24 protein-coding genes are annotated in these 17,646 nt (G+C 32.9%); 19 read left to right on the forward strand and 5 right to left on the reverse strand.

Annotated elements, in window-relative coordinates:
* Positions 1 to 6 precede the first annotated feature (6 nt).
* From ATO12_RS02870 to ATO12_RS02915, 14 genes are all read left to right on the forward strand, one after another.
* Entirely contained in the window at positions 7 to 675 is a 669-nt protein-coding gene (locus ATO12_RS02870) for a response regulator transcription factor (RefSeq protein WP_034238426.1), read from the forward strand.
* Between the two features lie 106 nt (positions 676 to 781).
* Positions 782 to 952 (forward strand): hypothetical protein, encoded by a 171-nt coding sequence (locus ATO12_RS25860; protein ID WP_165583318.1) that lies wholly within the window; start codon positions 782 to 784, stop codon positions 950 to 952.
* Positions 953 to 1,124: 172 nt separating this feature from the next.
* Positions 1,125 to 1,352 carry a hypothetical protein gene (locus ATO12_RS02875; RefSeq protein WP_034238429.1) on the forward strand — a complete coding sequence of 76 codons (228 nt, stop codon included), beginning with the start codon at positions 1,125 to 1,127 and terminating at the stop codon, positions 1,350 to 1,352.
* Positions 1,353 to 1,360: 8 nt separating this feature from the next.
* Positions 1,361 to 1,639: a membrane protein insertion efficiency factor YidD gene (gene yidD / locus ATO12_RS25265; protein WP_081801950.1), complete on the forward strand. Its 279-nt coding sequence runs from the start codon at positions 1,361 to 1,363 to the stop codon at positions 1,637 to 1,639.
* A gap of 11 nt (positions 1,640 to 1,650) precedes the next feature.
* Positions 1,651 to 1,788, forward strand: coding sequence for a hypothetical protein (locus tag ATO12_RS25865; RefSeq protein WP_165583319.1), 138 nt, complete (start codon positions 1,651 to 1,653; stop codon positions 1,786 to 1,788).
* A gap of 20 nt (positions 1,789 to 1,808) precedes the next feature.
* A complete protein-coding gene (locus tag ATO12_RS25635) occupies positions 1,809 to 2,060 on the forward strand; it encodes a DUF4236 domain-containing protein (protein ID WP_117589995.1) in 252 nt (83 codons plus the stop codon).
* 11 nt (positions 2,061 to 2,071) lie between these two features.
* Positions 2,072 to 2,425, forward strand: coding sequence for an excalibur calcium-binding domain-containing protein (locus ATO12_RS02880; protein ID WP_034238432.1), 354 nt, complete (start codon positions 2,072 to 2,074; stop codon positions 2,423 to 2,425).
* A gap of 19 nt (positions 2,426 to 2,444) precedes the next feature.
* Positions 2,445 to 2,852: a TerB family tellurite resistance protein gene (locus ATO12_RS02885; protein WP_034239273.1), complete on the forward strand. Its 408-nt coding sequence runs from the start codon at positions 2,445 to 2,447 to the stop codon at positions 2,850 to 2,852.
* Between the two features lie 3 nt (positions 2,853 to 2,855).
* Entirely contained in the window at positions 2,856 to 4,121 is a 1,266-nt protein-coding gene (locus ATO12_RS02890) for an ABC transporter permease (protein WP_034238433.1), read from the forward strand.
* A gap of 4 nt (positions 4,122 to 4,125) precedes the next feature.
* Positions 4,126 to 5,040, forward strand: a complete 915-nt coding sequence (locus ATO12_RS02895; protein ID WP_034238436.1) for a hypothetical protein — start codon at positions 4,126 to 4,128, stop codon at positions 5,038 to 5,040.
* A complete protein-coding gene (locus ATO12_RS02900; RefSeq protein WP_034238438.1) occupies positions 5,037 to 5,429 on the forward strand; it encodes a hypothetical protein in 393 nt (130 codons plus the stop codon). The genes ATO12_RS02895 and ATO12_RS02900 overlap by 4 nt, the downstream gene beginning before the upstream one ends.
* A 227-nt stretch (positions 5,430 to 5,656) precedes the next feature.
* A complete protein-coding gene (locus ATO12_RS02905) occupies positions 5,657 to 6,175 on the forward strand; it encodes a thermonuclease family protein (RefSeq protein WP_034238441.1) in 519 nt (172 codons plus the stop codon).
* A gap of 28 nt (positions 6,176 to 6,203) precedes the next feature.
* Positions 6,204 to 6,497 (forward strand): hypothetical protein, encoded by a 294-nt coding sequence (locus ATO12_RS02910; protein ID WP_034238443.1) that lies wholly within the window; start codon positions 6,204 to 6,206, stop codon positions 6,495 to 6,497.
* 67 nt (positions 6,498 to 6,564) lie between these two features.
* Positions 6,565 to 7,554, forward strand: a complete 990-nt coding sequence (locus ATO12_RS02915; RefSeq protein ID WP_034238445.1) for a hypothetical protein — start codon at positions 6,565 to 6,567, stop codon at positions 7,552 to 7,554.
* A gap of 188 nt (positions 7,555 to 7,742) precedes the next feature.
* Here ATO12_RS02915 and ATO12_RS02920 read toward each other — a convergent pair whose 3' ends face one another.
* Positions 7,743 to 8,285 carry a hypothetical protein gene (locus ATO12_RS02920; RefSeq protein ID WP_051575567.1) on the reverse strand — a complete coding sequence of 181 codons (543 nt, stop codon included), beginning with the start codon at positions 8,283 to 8,285 and terminating at the stop codon, positions 7,743 to 7,745.
* 541 nt (positions 8,286 to 8,826) lie between these two features.
* Entirely contained in the window at positions 8,827 to 9,006 is a 180-nt protein-coding gene (locus tag ATO12_RS25755) for a hypothetical protein (protein WP_131248756.1), read from the reverse strand.
* 278 nt (positions 9,007 to 9,284) lie between these two features.
* On the opposite strand from ATO12_RS25755, the gene ATO12_RS02925 reads away from it, so the two are divergent.
* A complete protein-coding gene (locus tag ATO12_RS02925; protein ID WP_131248757.1) occupies positions 9,285 to 9,965 on the forward strand; it encodes a sterol desaturase family protein in 681 nt (226 codons plus the stop codon).
* A gap of 44 nt (positions 9,966 to 10,009) precedes the next feature.
* On the opposite strand, the gene ATO12_RS02930 is transcribed toward ATO12_RS02925, so the two are convergent.
* The 3 genes from ATO12_RS02930 to ATO12_RS02940 all read right to left on the reverse strand — a co-directional run bounded on the left by ATO12_RS02930 (position 10,010) and on the right by ATO12_RS02940 (position 11,826).
* Positions 10,010 to 10,459: a hypothetical protein gene (locus tag ATO12_RS02930; RefSeq protein ID WP_034238447.1), complete on the reverse strand. Its 450-nt coding sequence runs from the start codon at positions 10,457 to 10,459 to the stop codon at positions 10,010 to 10,012.
* Between the two features lie 348 nt (positions 10,460 to 10,807).
* The gene (locus ATO12_RS02935) at positions 10,808 to 11,479 is read right to left on the reverse strand and encodes a DUF2293 domain-containing protein (protein WP_034238451.1); all 672 of its coding nucleotides are present in this window, start codon (positions 11,477 to 11,479) and stop codon (positions 10,808 to 10,810) included.
* A gap of 107 nt (positions 11,480 to 11,586) precedes the next feature.
* Positions 11,587 to 11,826: a hypothetical protein gene (locus tag ATO12_RS02940; protein WP_034238453.1), complete on the reverse strand. Its 240-nt coding sequence runs from the start codon at positions 11,824 to 11,826 to the stop codon at positions 11,587 to 11,589.
* Between the two features lie 477 nt (positions 11,827 to 12,303).
* Here ATO12_RS02940 and ATO12_RS02945 point away from each other — a divergent pair, with 477 nt between their 5' ends.
* The 4 genes from ATO12_RS02945 to ATO12_RS02960 all read left to right on the forward strand — a co-directional run bounded on the left by ATO12_RS02945 (position 12,304) and on the right by ATO12_RS02960 (position 17,639).
* On the forward strand, positions 12,304 to 12,747 hold the full coding sequence (locus ATO12_RS02945) for a GNAT family N-acetyltransferase (protein WP_051575570.1): 444 nt from the start codon (positions 12,304 to 12,306) through the stop codon (positions 12,745 to 12,747).
* 239 nt (positions 12,748 to 12,986) lie between these two features.
* Entirely contained in the window at positions 12,987 to 14,651 is a 1,665-nt protein-coding gene (locus ATO12_RS02950; protein ID WP_034238455.1) for a 7TM-DISM domain-containing protein, read from the forward strand.
* A gap of 168 nt (positions 14,652 to 14,819) precedes the next feature.
* Positions 14,820 to 16,472 (forward strand): hypothetical protein, encoded by a 1,653-nt coding sequence (locus tag ATO12_RS02955; protein ID WP_131248758.1) that lies wholly within the window; start codon positions 14,820 to 14,822, stop codon positions 16,470 to 16,472.
* A 168-nt stretch (positions 16,473 to 16,640) separates the two neighbouring features.
* Complete coding sequence (locus ATO12_RS02960) at positions 16,641 to 17,639, forward strand: NAD(P)-dependent alcohol dehydrogenase (protein WP_205625219.1); 999 nt, start codon at positions 16,641 to 16,643, stop codon at positions 17,637 to 17,639.
* The last annotated feature ends 7 nt before the right edge of the window (positions 17,640 to 17,646 follow it).

Genomic DNA, 17,646 nt, shown 5'->3' on the forward strand with positions numbered 1-17,646 from the left:
CAAGGTATGTTTACAAAAATTATTATTGCCGAGGATATCGATAATGAAAACCTGGGAATTGTTTCTTCGGTCCATGCATTTACTAATGCACAGGTAGATACGGCCCAGTTTTGTGATAAAACAAGACTCAAGATCGAAAGAGCATTACAAGAAGATGTTCCTTATCAACTCCTAATTAGTGATCTTTCTTTTACCCTGGATTATAAAGAGCATACTATCACATCGGGGAAACAACTTATTGAAGAAGTCAAAAAAATACAACCTGATATTAAAATCATCGTCTTTTCGGGTGAAGATAAACCGACTATTATGAAATCTCTTTTCGAAAACTACAAAATTAATGGGTATGTCTGCAAAGGGTTATATGGATTATCAGAGTTAAATAAAGCCATACAAGCTGTATATGATCATAAGACATTCACTTGCCCGGTTTCTAAAAGTGCCTTACATCAAAAGAATGTTTTACAATTGGATGCTTACGAAATACAACTGCTAACCTTACTGGTACAAGGATATAAACAAGAAGAAATTAGTCAATACCTGATACAAAACAATATTTCGCCGAATAGCAGACGTTCTGTAGAAGACAGAATACGTAAACTACGAGAAGATTTTAATGCCAAAACCAATGTACAATTAATCTATATGGTAAATCAATTAGGGTTGATTTCATAAACGAATATTATAAAAGCATATATTTTTATCCCTTGTGGTTTTCCACGAGGGATTCTTTTTGGGTCAAAGTAAGTTTGCTGTAGTATTAATTTAAAAACTTTTAAAAATGGCAAAAAAACCAATTGGAACAACAGCAAGGACTGGGGAAACATGTCCTGAATCAGGTATTTGGAAAGTAGTAAGTACTCCTTCAACCACTGCGCCAATAGCTAAGGGAAATAGAATGCCTCCATATGATGGAAAAGCAGTTACTTGGAAATTAACCCAGTATGCATAATCATACAAAAAGTGTTGGGAGAACAAGCTTTTTATATGCAGTCCTCACAGGTTTTTAAAACCTGTGGGGACTTTTCATTTCTGGTAAGTTTTAGGCTCTGTGGAAAACCACAAGGGATTGGTTTTCAAGGTTGGTAAGTTTGAAGTGTATTAATCATAAAATTTAGAAAATTATGAAATATAAAGTTGTGCCATTTGTAGCTTCAATTGATAATAAAAAAACTTCAAAACCAGTTGCAGAGCAATTAGAAGAATTAATTCAACATTATAATCTTGATGGATGGAAATATGTTGGATTAGAAAGTGTAACAACTTATGTTCAACCTAATAACGGATGTTTTGGTTTTGGAGGGAGTCCAGGGTTCACAACATCCAGACAAATGATAGTATTTAATAAATAGAAAATATTATGAAGTGGATTTTCATAATTACAATTAGGCTCTATTGGTACTTGATCCCAAAATCAAAAAGAAGAAGATGTATTTTTCGAAAATCCTGTTCGAATTATGTGTATGAGCAAATAAACAATAATGGTGTAAACTCAGGAATTAAAGCTTTTAGGTATCGATTTCGTAATTGTAGAAGTGGTTTTCAGCTTTTTAAGAATCCGTTTAATAATGAGACGCAAATGATACTACCAAATCAAGAAATCATTAAGCAAGAAGAAATAGCAAAAAGGTTAATCTAAATATTATTACAATGACAAAGAAAACAGTACCCATAAAACCACATAGGAGGTCTACTCCTTCTCCAACTCCAAGACCAAACCCTAATAAGCTAAAACCAGGTCCAAAAGCGGTACCAGTAAAACCTCACAGAAGAAAACCTCCTAAATAAAGATAAAACAAACATTCGAAATGGGATTCAGATACAATAAACGAATAAAGCTTGGTAAAGGGTTAGGATTAAATATAGGTAAATCTGGTATATCTCCAAGCTATAGAACTAAACGAGGCTCCCTAAGTTCTAAAGGATATTCAATTAAAACTGGAATTTCTGGATTGACCTATAGAAAATCTTTTAAAAATTCAAAAGGATGCGGATGTACGATATTGTTATTCGTATTACTATCCTCTTCTACTTTCTTTCTTTTTATTCTAATTCACTAATACATCAAAAAATGAAACTTAAAAATATTCTTACTCCTATTTTGTTGGGACTTATGCTAATCATAGCAACCAACTCTTGCTCTAAAACTGAAGATGAATCTATCGATATTTCAGCAGATTGCAGAGATACCAATTGTGCCAATTATACTTCACAAGCAGCAGCTCAAGCTGCTTTTAATGCAGATCCCGAATGTAGAAATGATCTGGATCTTGATAATGATGGAATAGCCTGTGAGGAACCTGGAAACAGTGTTAGAACATGTGCCTCTACTTCTAATTGCGGGTGTTCTAACAAAACAAAAGCTGAATGTGAACGTGATCCTTGCTGTAAATGGGTTGTGGGAACTGGGTGTAAATGTAGCTAATTATAAAAAAACAAATCCTATGGAAAACTATACAATCTCTGCTGAATTAAAAAGTCATTTTCTAAGGCTTTATAAAATGGCTTTATCAGACGATGATTTTGATGTTCTTGAACTTAATATGCTATATCATTTTGCTGAAGAAAGAGGTATTCCTCAAAAAGAACTTGAAAAACTGTTATTGAATCCAATAGATCATAAATCAAGTATTCCCGAAAGCAAAGAAGAACGTATAGAATATCTTTATGACTTATCAAAAATGATATGGGCCGATGAAAAAATTACAGAAGATGAACGCAATACATTGAAGAAGTATTGTAAAAAATTTGAATTCCAAGACGAAAACATCGAACAACTTGCTGAATATCTTTTGGATTGTGTGCAAAAAGGAGTAACAATAGAAGAAATACTTAATCATATAAATTCTTAATCTATGGAATCTATAAAAAAGTTATTTACGCTTAAGACTTCCAAGTCTAAAGTTAATAATATTGAAAATCAAGAAAATAGAGAACAAATTCGAATTACATACTATCAAAGTGGTTATGGAGCCGCAAAAAAATCTTCTGGAAGCCCAATTACTTTAGGAGTCGGTCTACATAATCTATATAATAGTTTTGAGAATCAATGTCGAAAACAATTAGCGGAACAACAACGTCTGAAACAACCCTACAAGGAAGAACAGGAACGACAAAAAACAGAATTAAAGAAAAGGGAAACTGCTATAACTATCTATGAAGAACATGAAAAAAGAATCAATGCTACTATTGAAACCAAAAAGCATGATATGATAAATGTTAAACAAAATCCAGATAAATATGGGATTTTGGATGTAGATAAAAGACCAAAAGCTCAGTTCTATATTGGATTATTTATATTATTACCGATCACTATTTATCTATTGGTATTTTATATTTCTGCTTCTTATTCTGCTTTTTTTAAAGAATTTTCTAACGATAGTGTAACTGCTGCTATTTTCGATCCTAATGCATTAACCAATGCAATTAAAGCCAGTTGGTTAGAGGGGCTATTGGTCATTACAATTCCATTTGTATTTATGGGATTAGGATATATAATTCATATGCTACAGAAAAACAAAGACATTAAGGTTTATTTTAAAATTGGAGTTTTATTTCTAACAACATTTTTATTTGATGGGCTACTAGCATACCAAATTGAAAAGAAAATTTATGAATTTAATAAAACACTAAATTCAGATTCTTATAGTTTACCCGTTGCGTTGAAAGAGGCAGAATTCTGGATGATCATATTTGCCGGGTTTGTAGTTTACATTATTTGGGGATTAGTTTTCGATTTTGTCATGAAAGAATATGAAAATGTTGATAAAATTAAAGCTTTCATAAGGGCTAAAAAGGAAGAACTTGTAAATCTTTTTAATAAGAAATCTGAATTGCTCGAAAACACAAATAAAGTAAAACATGAAATTACATCCATTGTAGGTAAAATAGCTGAGTTACAATCACAAATAGATGGGTTTGTGTTTCCCGTGAAAGAATATCTTCATTATCATTATCAGTATAAAGAAGGATGGTATCAAGCTATAAATGCTGAATTAGCATTACCGCATAAAGAAAAAGCAGAGCTTCTTGATAAGTGTGAAGAAGTTTCAAAAACTCATTTAACCGAGCATAATCTTAATCAAATGGATTTTCAACATTTGGTATTTGCTAAAAATTAAAATCATGAAATTCATTTACAAATTATTATTAGTGATAATACTAGTTTCTTGTGTAAAAGAAACGAAAGAAGAAAAGGTAGATTGTTTTAGTGACAAAACAATCCCAAAGTTATATACTCTAAAAAAAGATAATGAAAATCTTAACATTAGCTTATTACTTGACCTATCTGACAGGATTAATCCTAAAAAGTTTCCAGGAGGAGCAATGGAATATTACGTAAGGGATTCAGAATACATTAAATCTATTGCGGAGGCATTTAATATTCATTTAAGAACTAAAAAAATAATCAAGATAAATGATAAGATTCAATTATTTTTTGACCCTGAACCAGAAAATAAAGAAATTATAGAAATTTCAAACCATCTCAAATTTGAAATAGACAAAACAACGATTACCAACAAGTTATTATGTAGGATTGATTCAGTATATTCTACATTACCTATAAAAATATACGAATCTGCAATAAATGACAACGAATATATAGGTTCAGACACTTGGGGTTTTTTCAAGAATAGAGTTGAAGATTATTGTATCGAAGAAGGATATAGAAATGTTTTAATCATACTAACCGACGGTTATATATATCATGAAAATAATTTGAGAGAAGAGAATAACTTAACTTCTTATCTCATTCCTCAATACATACGATCAAAAAAACTAAACACAAAGAACTGGGAAAATAAAATCAAGGATAATAGTTTTGGATATATTCCAGCTAATCATAACCTATCAAATCTTGAAATTTTGATATTAGGCATTCATCCTGATACAAATAACCCATATGAGGAAGACATCATTAGAAGATATTGGAGTACATGGTTAACTGCTATGAATGTACAACGATTCGAAATTAAAACTGCTGATCTGCCTTCAAATATGGATAAACTTATTAAAAATTTTATTCTACTTAAAAAATGAAAACATTCTTATTTATAATTCTATTACTTCTCTTCTCCTACCAAGGTCATTCACAAAGTGTAGAAGCCTCACTATACTTAAGGGAAGAACTGATAAAACAACGAGACGATCTATTACAACAGGTACGTGAAGTACAAGCACGCATTGATGCGATAGATCTAAAACTAGGTAACACTACAACATCAAATACAGAAAAGAAATACCTTACAAAAGCAGTTAATTATAATGCACAAACGAAGTATTCAAATGCTATAAAGAATACCACCACCAAGCAGAGACAATATAGAACAAAGGCAAAAAGAACCTATTACCGGGGGCCAAGAGGTGGATGTTACTATATTAATTCTAATGGTAATAAAACATATGTTGCCAGAAGTATGTGTAATTAAATAAACACCAAATATCTAATTTAACCCGATGTGCATTTAGGAAAATTATTACGGAAAAAGCGTCAATTCGAGTGTTTTGTCGTAATGGAATGGAGACAAAATGTATCGAGAATAGCTTTTTAAGCTAAAATCCTATTCTCGATATACTTCTCCTAAAAGTCGAATCACTCCTTTAGACTTGCATAATTATAGTTAAGAAATATCTAAATGCACAACAAGTTTAATTTATGAAAATAAAGTTAATGAAATCTACTTACTTTAAATATCTATGTATTTTAGTACTATGTGTATCATTTTCTTCTGTAGAAAAACTACCTCATGAATTCTTTGCTAAAGTTATAGGTATAAAAGATGGGGATACTATAGAAGTCTTATACAACAAAGAACCCATCATCATTAGGTTAGCACATATTGATTGCCCTGAGAAAAAACAACCTTTTGGCCAAAAAGCAAAGCAATTTGTTTCAGATTTCTGCTTTGATAAAGAAGTAAAGATTATTACCAAAGGAAAATTTGATCGGTATAGAAGACTGATTGCTGTAGTACAGTATAAAAATAAAATACTTAATAAACAGCTGGTTGCAAATGGATATGCCCTACATTTTAAAAAATACTCCAAAGACACTACCTACAATATACTAGAAAAAGAGGCTCGTTTCTATAAAAAAGGAATGTGGTCTCAAAAAGAACTTATAGAACCCTGGCTTTTCCGTAAAAGAAAAGTCTCAAAAAAAGCACATCAATAATTATATATGAATATTCAACTAGACCACCATGAAAACAATACTATTCATCACAGCAATGCTTCTCTCCTGCTCTATATACAGCCAGGAAGAAAAAGAAAATGAAGAGAAAAATCAAGAAAATACTCGAGAAACTACTCAAATGGTATATATCTGTAATAGTATGAGTAGCAAGCGCTATCATTATAAAAAAGATTGCTCGGGGTTAAAAAATTGTAGAGATTCTATTGTTAAAATTTCGCTCAAAAAAGCAAAATATAGTTTTGGGAGAACTATATGTGGTTTTGAAACACACAGAGAAAGTTCTTCTAGCAGGGATAATTAGATGATAAAATATTCTAAATAAAATAGTTAAATCAGTTTTTATCTACATAAAATTTAATTCAATCAAAATGGCAACACTAAAAGGAGCAATTCGTGCGTATAGTTCTACAGTAAGAAAAATAGAGAGAGAACAACAAAAACGTGCCAGAGAAGCAGCAAAGAAATTCAAAGAACAGCAAAAATTACAAGAAATCCAAGATGCGAAAAAAGCAGCCAAAAATTGGAGTAATTATGTAGAAATGTTACAATCAGTTCATAAAAATTGTACAAACACAATAGATTGGGAAGAAATAAAAAGAGAACCTAAACCTATTAAACCAATACGAACTTCAAAATATAGTGATTTTGCTCAAAAGCAATTGGATCATTTTCATCCCAATATAATAGACAAAATTTTTGGCTTTGCTAAAACAAAGATTAAGGTACTTGAAACTAAATTGATTAAAGCTAAAGAAAAAGATGAAAATGAATTTAACATAGCAAATGAAAATTTCAAACGAGAATTAAATAACTGGGAAGAATTACAAGAAATTGCTGAGGAAGTAGAAAATCAAAATCCTGAGTTTTATAAAAAAGCGTTGGAGTACTTTAACCCTTTTTCTGACATTGGGGAACTTGGAACTCAAATTAAATTCTCTTTTAATGAAAATCTTATAGATATTGAATTATATATAAATAGTGAGGAAATTATACCAGACTACGAACTGAAACTTACTTCAACAGGAAAATTATCAAAAAAGAGTATGGTGAAATCTAAATTTAACGAATTATATCAAGATCATGTCTGTAGTTCTGTATTAAGAGTTGCCAGAGAAGTGTTTGCTTATTTGCCCATTAGTTATGCACGAATAAATGCAATATCAAATATTTTGAATACTAAAACTGGGTATTTAGAAGAAAAACCAATATTGTCGGTTATTATTCCACCGGAAACTATTAGTAATATCAATCTTGAAAAAATTGATCCTTCCGATTGTATGGATAATTTTATTCATAATATGAATTTTAAGAAAACAATTGGTTTTAGTGCAGTAGAGAAAGTCGAAAAAAGTAAATAATATATACAAAAAAACACTCCCGATAGTTGCTTCCAACTATCGGGAGTGTCTTCTTCTATACATCATGTGTAGAGGATGTATAGCTTGTTTTTAATATGTTTCAAAATTGTACCCTGAGCTGTCACACTGAGCCTGTCGAAGTGGCGAAGGGTAATTTTGAATATCTAAACTGATACAATCATCAGTGATTATGCAGCTTCGCCTGCAATGCTATCGGTGTCTGTACCTGTGGTATCCGGATCGGTTTCGTCGATTACCGTATCCTCGGTAGGAGTACCAGTACTCGCAAAACGTTCTCTTAATCGGGTATATAATGATTCTGCTCCTGCTACCCCACTCTGTGCCGCCATACCAAACATCTTATAGGCCAACAGTGATGTCGTATATGCCTCTGATCCGGCGAGAATACGGGTATCATTTACCTTCTCGCTTAATTCGGCCAATTCTAATGCCAATACCTTAAGCTCATTATACAGTGCATAATCCTTTTCTACCTCATCCAGGTTAATATAGCCCGGTACAATTTCTTGGTTCTGCCGCATACTATTTAAAGTATCTTCTACAAAGAGCTTGTTACTTCTATTAATTTTAGGCAAGGTTTTACGCTCTTCCTTAGTTAAGCCTGTTAAAAATGGTAATAAAGTATTGATTTCTTCAATCTTACTTTTTACATCTGTGATCACTTGTGGATCTACGGTAACCGATAATCGGTTGTTTAATACATTACTCATACATTTTTTGTTTTTAAATTCAACAATTATTTGAGTACATACCAAGTCAATTACAATACCGATTATTTATATTTTTAACATATTTCATGATAATTATGTGTTAATTTTATATAATAATTGATTAATTATCAACAATTTACTTTATACACTTCTTAAAAAAGTGACACAAATACGGTAGCTGACAGGCTGTCGTTCTGGTATTTAGCTTCTTTTAAGCAGCAAAATAACGGTTACTCATCAAAAGATAACGTTTAGTTTTCTATAAGATACGTTTACTCAACCAAACGACACTGACATCTTCATTATGAGCACATTACACATACTGGCGTTATGGCAGGCCTGTTCTGAATTTACCGAAGAGCTCACCCTTCGAGAACCTCAGGGTTCGGGATTCGTTGCTTTATTCGTATTGTGGGCTGAGGTTCTCGAAGCCCATTCTTTATCACGATCAATCTCACCCTTCGATACCACTTCGACAAGCCTGTCCTGAGCCTAGTCGAAGGGCTCAGTATTCTATAGTAACTAGGGTTCGGTTGATTTACTAATGCCTAAACGAAGTAAGATGCAGCCTGAACTCTTTTAAGGTATCCTGAGTGATCATATACTCCTGTCCCATCAAATTAATTTTGCACTCTCCATCTATTTCGCAAATAGCCGAAATATGACTGGGATTGATATAATGAGTAATTCCCTGCTTATCTTTGATTTCCATAAATTCCATAATCGATATTGTTTTTATTTATATTCCTGATTTTTGATAAAAATACAACACACCTGGTTTCAGAATAATGATTCCTGTCATTTTTTGATAATAAAATTGTTTGGTTGTTTATCCCTTCGGCTAAGCTCAGGGTTCGGGATTCGTTGTTTTATTCGTTTCGAGGACTGAGCCCTTCGACTAGGCTCAGGAAACACGGAGCCGAAGCCCGGTTACTCAACAAATACTTCTAAGTCAATCAAAATTCTACTAAATTTGTACATCAACTACAAGTACTATCATTGCAAATTATAGATCATCTTAGCGAATTACATAATCCCTTCTATTTTTGGGGACTACTCCTTATCACTAATATAGTGATGTTCTTATGCACCATACTGATTAGTTATGTTTGGTCTTCTCTTTATCGACACCAAAAGTTACCCATCGAAAAAAAAGATGTTACGCTTTCTATTGTAATTATGGTAATTAATGTACTGGTTGCAATTCCGGGATATCTGCTCTTTATCAACTCCAACATTACGTTTACCGATACTAATCTTATACGGGATTTTATACTACTCTTTGTGATTGTTGATTTTGTAATGTACGTATTTCATTATGCTTCTCACTATGTATGGCCATTTACACTAGCGCATGAAAAACATCATGAACACTATAGTTTTAACGAGATTAGCCTCTATGTGATGCATCCTCTTGAAGCCATTCTTTTTGGTTGTATACTCACCTTGCTTCCATTTGTCATCTCTCTTAATTTCTTTAGCTTTATTTTCTTCCTATTCTTTAATTGGTTGATCGGAGTAGTATCACATCTAAATACATCTTCGAATAAGAAGGTCTTATTATTTGGTAATAATGTTTTTCATAGAAATCATCACGAATACTCCAAATACAATTTTGGATTTTATACCGTGATCTGGGATAGGGTTTTTGGCACCTATTATAGTGCAAAGCGTAATTAATTTATCAATTTCTAATTCCTTCAATAAGAAAAGAAAGCATATGCTTATGCGCTTTTTTCATTTTCAGAATCTATTTCTGTATTTCGAGCAAGTTGTTTTGCCCATGCGATAGCATCTTCAAGATTCTCAAAACTCTGAAAACTATTCCTCATAAAAAGCTTTTCTATCAAAGAATTAAAGATTCCTCTCGAGGTATAACTTACCACCCCATACCCTCTTAGTTTATAGCCGTTTCTAAAAAACTTAACCCAATCACTGGGTTTTACAGAATATAAGTTTACACGATTAGAGATATATACAATATCTTCTCCATTATTATCATACAGGTGGGCAAATTCTTCGGTAATAGGCTTGGCATGATCATCCCAGGTAAATAGGACTCCTTCATTAATCTCTGCAACTACAAAAGTATCAAACAGGTAATAATTACCGCTAGAAAAATTAAATTCGTGTATCGCGTCCTTATAGAAAGGAGAATCTTTTATACATCCCATACTATGTGTATATATTTTAAGCCCCTTTAAACGTCACATTATAAAAGTTGTTGTGCTAGTGATATTTTTAGAATACCTTTTTCATAAAAAAACTTGTTTTTCTATGCTTAATAACCTTGCCAGATTATGTTTTTAGAAGTACATACTACCTCTGTTTATGAGATAGTATACTCGAAATAATTCTTTTTATAGTATTTCCTAAATATACGACAGTCAAAATATAATGATTAATCTGTAATCTAAAAAAGCGACCTATATATTTCTCCCTTATTTATATTCATTATAATTATTTCTATCATCTCATATAAAATCCAATAGCCATCAACAGTCATATCTCACTTTAGGACATTACTCTTTCCAGTGTTTTAATACCTGGTTGATATCTGATCGTACTTCTTTTCGGATTTCTTTTTTACGTTTCCCTTTACCAAACTGATTGTCATAATTAGTTTCGGCATGTCGTATATGAGCTTCTACTGCAAGATCAATCATTTTATCATCAAATTTCTTAGCATTTGCTGTACGTCCTACTCTACCACTATACTTTTCGCATGCATGTTTTGCTATATCATACTCTCTTTTTATGGGACAATTGGGATATCGCCTTCTAATAGCACTGGCGAAATTAACAATATACTCTTTGTCTTGTTGTTCTCTTACTATAGCTGCTTTTCTGTTTTTTTCTGCACGAATATCCTGATCTTTCAGACATTCTAGTTTTGCTTTCTCTATTGCGATTTCTTCCACCAACTGCCCTTGTCGCTCATAGCGTTTACGACGCTGGTTCCATGCCCATACTACTCCGCACAAGGTAGAATGTTTCTTAGACCTACGGGTCATTGCGGCATCGCCCGGTGGTAACAATACATACCCCCCAAACGGAGAGCAGCTAAAACAGGTTCCTTTGTGTTTTTCGCTTTCTGCCACAAATGATTTCCCTACAAGAATACGTTTACCGCATTGTATACATCGAAGTTTTTCTTTTTTCGTTAGAAATATATTCTGAGAGGTGGTAGCCACTATTTAATTGTTTTAAAAGAAGGCGAAAATACATTTTTTAATATTGAATTCACCTCAAAACAGTACCTATATGTACTTCTCCTTATATATACTCATTATAATCATTTCTATCGTCTAATATAAAACCCAAAACTAAATCCTACAGCCTCGGTATATACATAACTTTGAATAGCTATATCATATTCGATCGGAGCGTTGAATGCTCTCATGAGTTTGATCATTCGATAGAGTTTGGTTCTTGAAATCTCTAATCGTTTCGCAAATTTTTCTGGTGCCCCTGTGGCTTGTAAACGAATAAGCTGATCCATTCGTTCTATGATTTTGATATGTTTGATCATACAATCCATATACGTTTCTCTTTGTGTGTTATACCTAATAACAACCCTAGCCCTCTTCTAGTAACTATGGGATTGTTTTGCTGAACTATGGTGTGGAATATGATTACTAACTCATGTCCTATATATGCACGGTATTGAGAAAAAAGATCGATGAATTGTACTACTGTAGTATGTTGAATTTTTCATGGTGAGTTGTTTTCACCCTAATTATGCAGTAGAACTATTTTGAAGCAGTTTCAAGGCGTAATAGATTTTCTACTGCATAATCCGGGTTTAAGTTATACTTAAAAATATCACACGACTTATGGTAATAAAATCATAAATGAGGGAACTCCCCTTTTTGATGAGGGAACTCATTTTTGATCAATAGATGTTATAACATAAGTAACAAGAAAATGCCTGCAATGTTAAGTTTTTGATTTGTAAGAAAAAAAGACATCGGTACTCAAAAAAATAGTACATTGGTAGAAAACATATATTGTCGACATGGTAGAACACATCACACTAAAACTGGCTACCGAAGCTGACCTCTCTGCAATGGTGCAGGTAGGAGATGCCTTGTTTGATTACCCCATAAAAACAAATCGGGCCAAAGAATTTTTAAATGACCCCAGACATCACATGGTATTAGCCTATGATGGTGCACAAATTGTAGGAATGGCATCTGGATTTCATTATGTTCATCCTGATAAGGATCCTGTATTCTTTATAGATGAAGTCTCTGTACTCGATGAATACCAAAACAAAGGAATCGGGCGTAAAGTCACCAGGTATTTATGTGATTATGCAAAACAATTCGATTGTGAAGAAGCCTGGTTGGCAACAGAACGTTCTAATATCGCAGCAAGAAAAGCATATACCGCTGCAGGAGGAATAGAAGATAAAGATCCTATTGTGCTTATTAATTTTGAGCTAAAAAAAGATGAATAATACTCCTCTTTAACTATTATTTTAAGTGTTAATCTATTCTAGAAGTTCTAATACCATGTCGAGTAGTTGTTTTTTTTGGTATGTATTTAAAAACTCAAAACTCTTAATAATAACATAATATTTATAAAAACTTAGTGTAACATATACCGATTTTCGGGTAATGTTTGTATGTTTAGCTACAGTTTACTGCATATAGTTAACAACCCCATATATTATACAAACCGTATACTATAAACTAAATGACTGCAAAACAAATATTTAAAACCACTTCTATACCAGTTGGTTTATTCTTTTTTTTAATTTTTTCATGTATAATTTCTGGCTATGCCCAGAAATATAGACTTACCGATGATATTCTGGAAAAAGAATACTTAGATGATACCGTACTTTTTGTTTTTGAAGACACTACGGCAAGCCTATCTTTTGAACATATTAGTGCAGAAAATTTTCAACACCACTTTACACCCAGAAAAGATGGTTTTGCATATCATAGTAATGCGACTATCTGGCTTAAGTTTACGATCGAAAACACTTCTGATATACGAAGAGATTTTGTAATCTTTTCTAATGATTGGGATATACAGTTCTTTACCAAAAATAAAGGAAACAATTTCTTTACAGAACGCCAGGGTGTGCTACCAAATAATTTTAATAATAAGTTGTATAGCGGAGAAAATGCAGATGGCAAAATTCTGGATTATTTGCTTCCCAATACCCATAGGACGTATTATATAAAGATGCCCGGAGCTTTATACGACGTTTCTTTTAAAAGCTTTGATTTTGTATACATCAGTGATCGTGCAGTGGTAAAGGAAAAAGCATTATTTGATTTATGGAGCAGTAGTATTTATGTTGGAGTCCTATTTCTGGTATTACTAGCCAACCTTTATCTTATGATCACCGCATTTAAAAAGAGCTATATCTTTTATGCTTTTTATAGTATCAGTCATGTACTGTTTTTTACCGGATATTATCAGATTCCAACCCTGTTATCATTTACCTGGCCAATTTCACATAGCATATTTCTTCCTATCACTGCTTCATTATACCTTTTATTTGTACATAACTACTTAAAGATCCAAAAATATAATAAGATCGTAAGTGGGGTCTTTAAAGGCTATATCGTATTAGCTATACTGGCAGTAATGTTGCTATTTTATTTGTCTCTTACTGATATGACAGCATATTACAGTGTATTGCCAAAAGTGAATATTACCAATCTTATGTTTTTATTGGTGAGTACTTTTCTTATTATGGTCATCCCGGGGAAATTTAAATATTTTATCCTTCTCGGCACCTTATTTATCGCCATAGGGGCCACTATTACATGGATTACGCAATACAATGATGACATGGTACAGACCTTTTCATATTCTATCGCCGGAAACGCCATTGAAAAAATTATATTCTTGTTTGGAATATTTTATCTCCATAACCAGGAACAAAATGCTGCCAAAGTTAAATTACTTTCTGCACAAAAGCAGTTAGAATTGAGTACACAGCAACTTAATAATTTCTCTAATTCGATACGAGAAAAGAATAAGCTCATTGAGGCTTTTGAACAGCAAATTGAAAAATCAACAAATACACTACCACAAAAAGAAGAAAACCTGCAACAGCTCACTAAATCTATTATACTTACCGAAGAAGATTGGGAAGATTTTAAAAAACTATATGAAGAGGTACACCCTAACTTCTTTTATACCTTAAAATCTAAATACCCCAAATTAACTAATGCAGAGATTCGCATGATCGCATTACTTAAACTACACTTATCGAATAAAGAAATTGCTGGTATGCTTGGGATCAATTCTGATAGCGTAATCAAAACAAAATATCGTCTTAAAAAAAAGATATCCAACACAGAAAATAGTGATATCGATACTATAATCGATAGTTTATAGCGCTACCTTTTCTCTATTGCATTTTTGCGCGTCACCTCTCGTAAGTCCCATTTTTATTAGGTTTTTTGAATTGTCCATAATTTTGTCCACCCCGATTTTCGGGTTTAGGTTGCTTTGTTTGATAGTTTAGCTACAACAAAAACAAGTATACTAATCAAAACGCAAATCATGAAAAGTAAGTATTTTAAATATACCATTTATATATTCCTATCTGGTATCATAGCATTGACTTCTTGTAGTAAAGATGATGAACCTGTTACTCCAGAGTCAGAACAACCCATATCCGATATTAATGAAGAAGATGGTATTAGTAAAAATGATCTCGAAACAAATAAAGGGGATATTGGGATCATCATAGATGCTCGTAATGTGGCAAAAAAAGGATATTCACCCGTTACTGCAGAAGTGAAAATTGATGCTACTCAGGGAGACTACTCCAAGAGTCTGGTGTTAAATGAATTTACCAATGTAGCAAGTATCTCAATTCCGATTGAAGATTTATCAGATGCAGCAGTTAATGAGCTTAAAGAAGGAGTCTCTGTTACGATAGATATCAAAGATAAAGAAGGGAAAACGATACGAACTGAAACTTTTACAAAAGTCTCTTTTCAAAAAAACGGTACTGCTCTAAAAATATCGGTTAGTACATTAACTGAAAAAAAGAAACCTCTATCATTTAATTCAGCAATACCATATCATGTTCAGGTAGTAGTAGATGGAGAATTATCAAATCTGGGGATTGCTACTGTAGAAACTTCTGATGGACGTATTTTTCCAAAATATATTAAAGATGCATTTAATGCAATAAATAAAATAAAAGCACAATATTATCTGTCTCCTGTACCAGGAAAAGAGGCTACATTCTATATTCGAACGGTAGGATCAAATCATTACTGGCGAACTCTTCGGATACAACAAAATAGTACTAATCATCTTGTATACGAAGAGTTAGATAATCAAAATCTTACCACAGAAGAACATGAATTTATTATAGAAACAAATGATGATGGTAGTGTTTACATAAAAAACAATACACATGGATATATTAGAAGAGCAAAAGATGCTCCTGCTATTTCTGGTCATGCTATGACTACAGGTTATGAAGATCAATATTACCAACTTGCAAATCTAAGAATAGTACCAGCTACCATACAATGGAAAATTGATTCTTTTGGAAAAACCGAATTTATGAAACCCATTCTTCCTTCTGCAGAAACCTCTTTCGGGTTTAACAGTACTCTGGTAAACTGTAGTCAAGGAACACTAGAACAAGAAGTCGGAGCAGAAATAAGTGAAGAGTCGAGTACAACAATAGGATGGGAAGAATCTATAGAACTCTCCTCAGAAAGCACGTATGAAGTGTCTGCTTCGGTAGAAGCATCTGCTTCCGCTAAATTTTTTGGGGTCGGAGTCGATGTAACCGCAACGGCCTCTACAGGATATAGCGTATCTAAAGGAATGACAACATCTAATACTGGTTTTGGTGAAAAATCAGTGTCAAAAACTCAAACTTTTTTTAGTAATCGCACCATAGAGGTATTACCAAAAACCGGAGTTCTGGTATATGATGCATATCAAAGTTATAAAAATGTAATTATACCTTTTGTACAACGTTATCGTGTTAGAGGTACAGATACTTCAAATAATGAAACGTTAACAGGAAATGAAATCGTATCTCAATTCAGCTTTAACAATTTTGATGGAGTAATTACAACAATAGGAAGTGATTTTGTTGAAATAACCGTAAGAGGAACCATGAAACTAGATAACCTTATAGAAACACAAAGTAAGGTTAAAGAAGTAACTACAACTTGCGATTAATCTATCCTTGATTTTTATTTTTAAAGCAGAACTGTATGATGCAGTTCTGCTTTCTTAATTTTGATAAGTACCTCTTATTCGATACAAATTTGGGTTGTAATAATAATGTAACAATACCCCGATGTAATCGTCCTATACATACACACTAATCATAAACTATAAATACATATGGGGTATAGTATAGAAAAGGATACTCAAATGAAAGCTCTGATGTATCATAACTACGGTTCATCTGATGTACTTACTTTAAAAGAAATTCCTGTGCCTACTCCCAGGGAGAATGAAGTACTGATCAAAATTCGAGCAACTTCTATCAACTCATCAGATTGGGAACTCCTGAGAGGAAAGCCTCTCTTTGCCCGTATCTGGGGACTCCTAAAACCAAAATATCACATTCTTGGTTCTGATATTGCTGGGCAAGTTGTTAGTATCGGTAAAGACGTTAGCAAATTTCGACCTGGGGATGCGGTGTTTGCAGATATATTCGACCAATGGGGAGGTTTTGCAGAGTATGTATGTGTTCATGAAGATCAATTATTGCCAAAACCCGAGCATATGACATTCGAAGAGGTATCCGCTATACCTCAGGCAGGCGTTGTCGCGCTACAAGCACTTCGTTATAATGGAGAGATTACACCAGGGCAACAAGTTTTGATTAATGGTGCTGGTGGTGGAGCAGGAACATTTGCAATACAGATCGCCAAATCATTAGGTACCGAAGTAACGGGTGTAGATAGTGCCAGGAAACTAGATCTAATGAAATCAATTGGTGCAGATCATGTTATTGATTATGCCAAAGAAGATTTTACTAAAAACAAACAACAATACGATTTGATTTTTGACGTCGTGGGACGTCGTTCGATTTTTGACTTTAAACGTATAGTAAAACCCAAAGGAGCTTATGTTATGGCAGGGGGTTCTATGCGTCGACTCTTACAAATTCTCTTTTATGGTCCTCTTATCTCCAAAACCACGAGTAAGAAAATGGGACTCCTGATGCATAAACAGAATAAAGAAGATATTAATCATATGCTATCACTATATGATGCCAGAAAGGTAGTACCGGTTATTGATAGAAGCTATCCATTATCTCAGGGTATAACAGCATTTCAGTATTTTGGAGAAGGGCTTGTTCTGGGAAAAATAATCATTACGCCTGAATCCTAAATTAATA

The sequence above is a fragment of the Aquimarina atlantica genome, assembly GCF_000626715.1.
Taxonomy (GTDB): Bacteria; Bacteroidota; Bacteroidia; order Flavobacteriales; family Flavobacteriaceae; genus Aquimarina; species Aquimarina atlantica.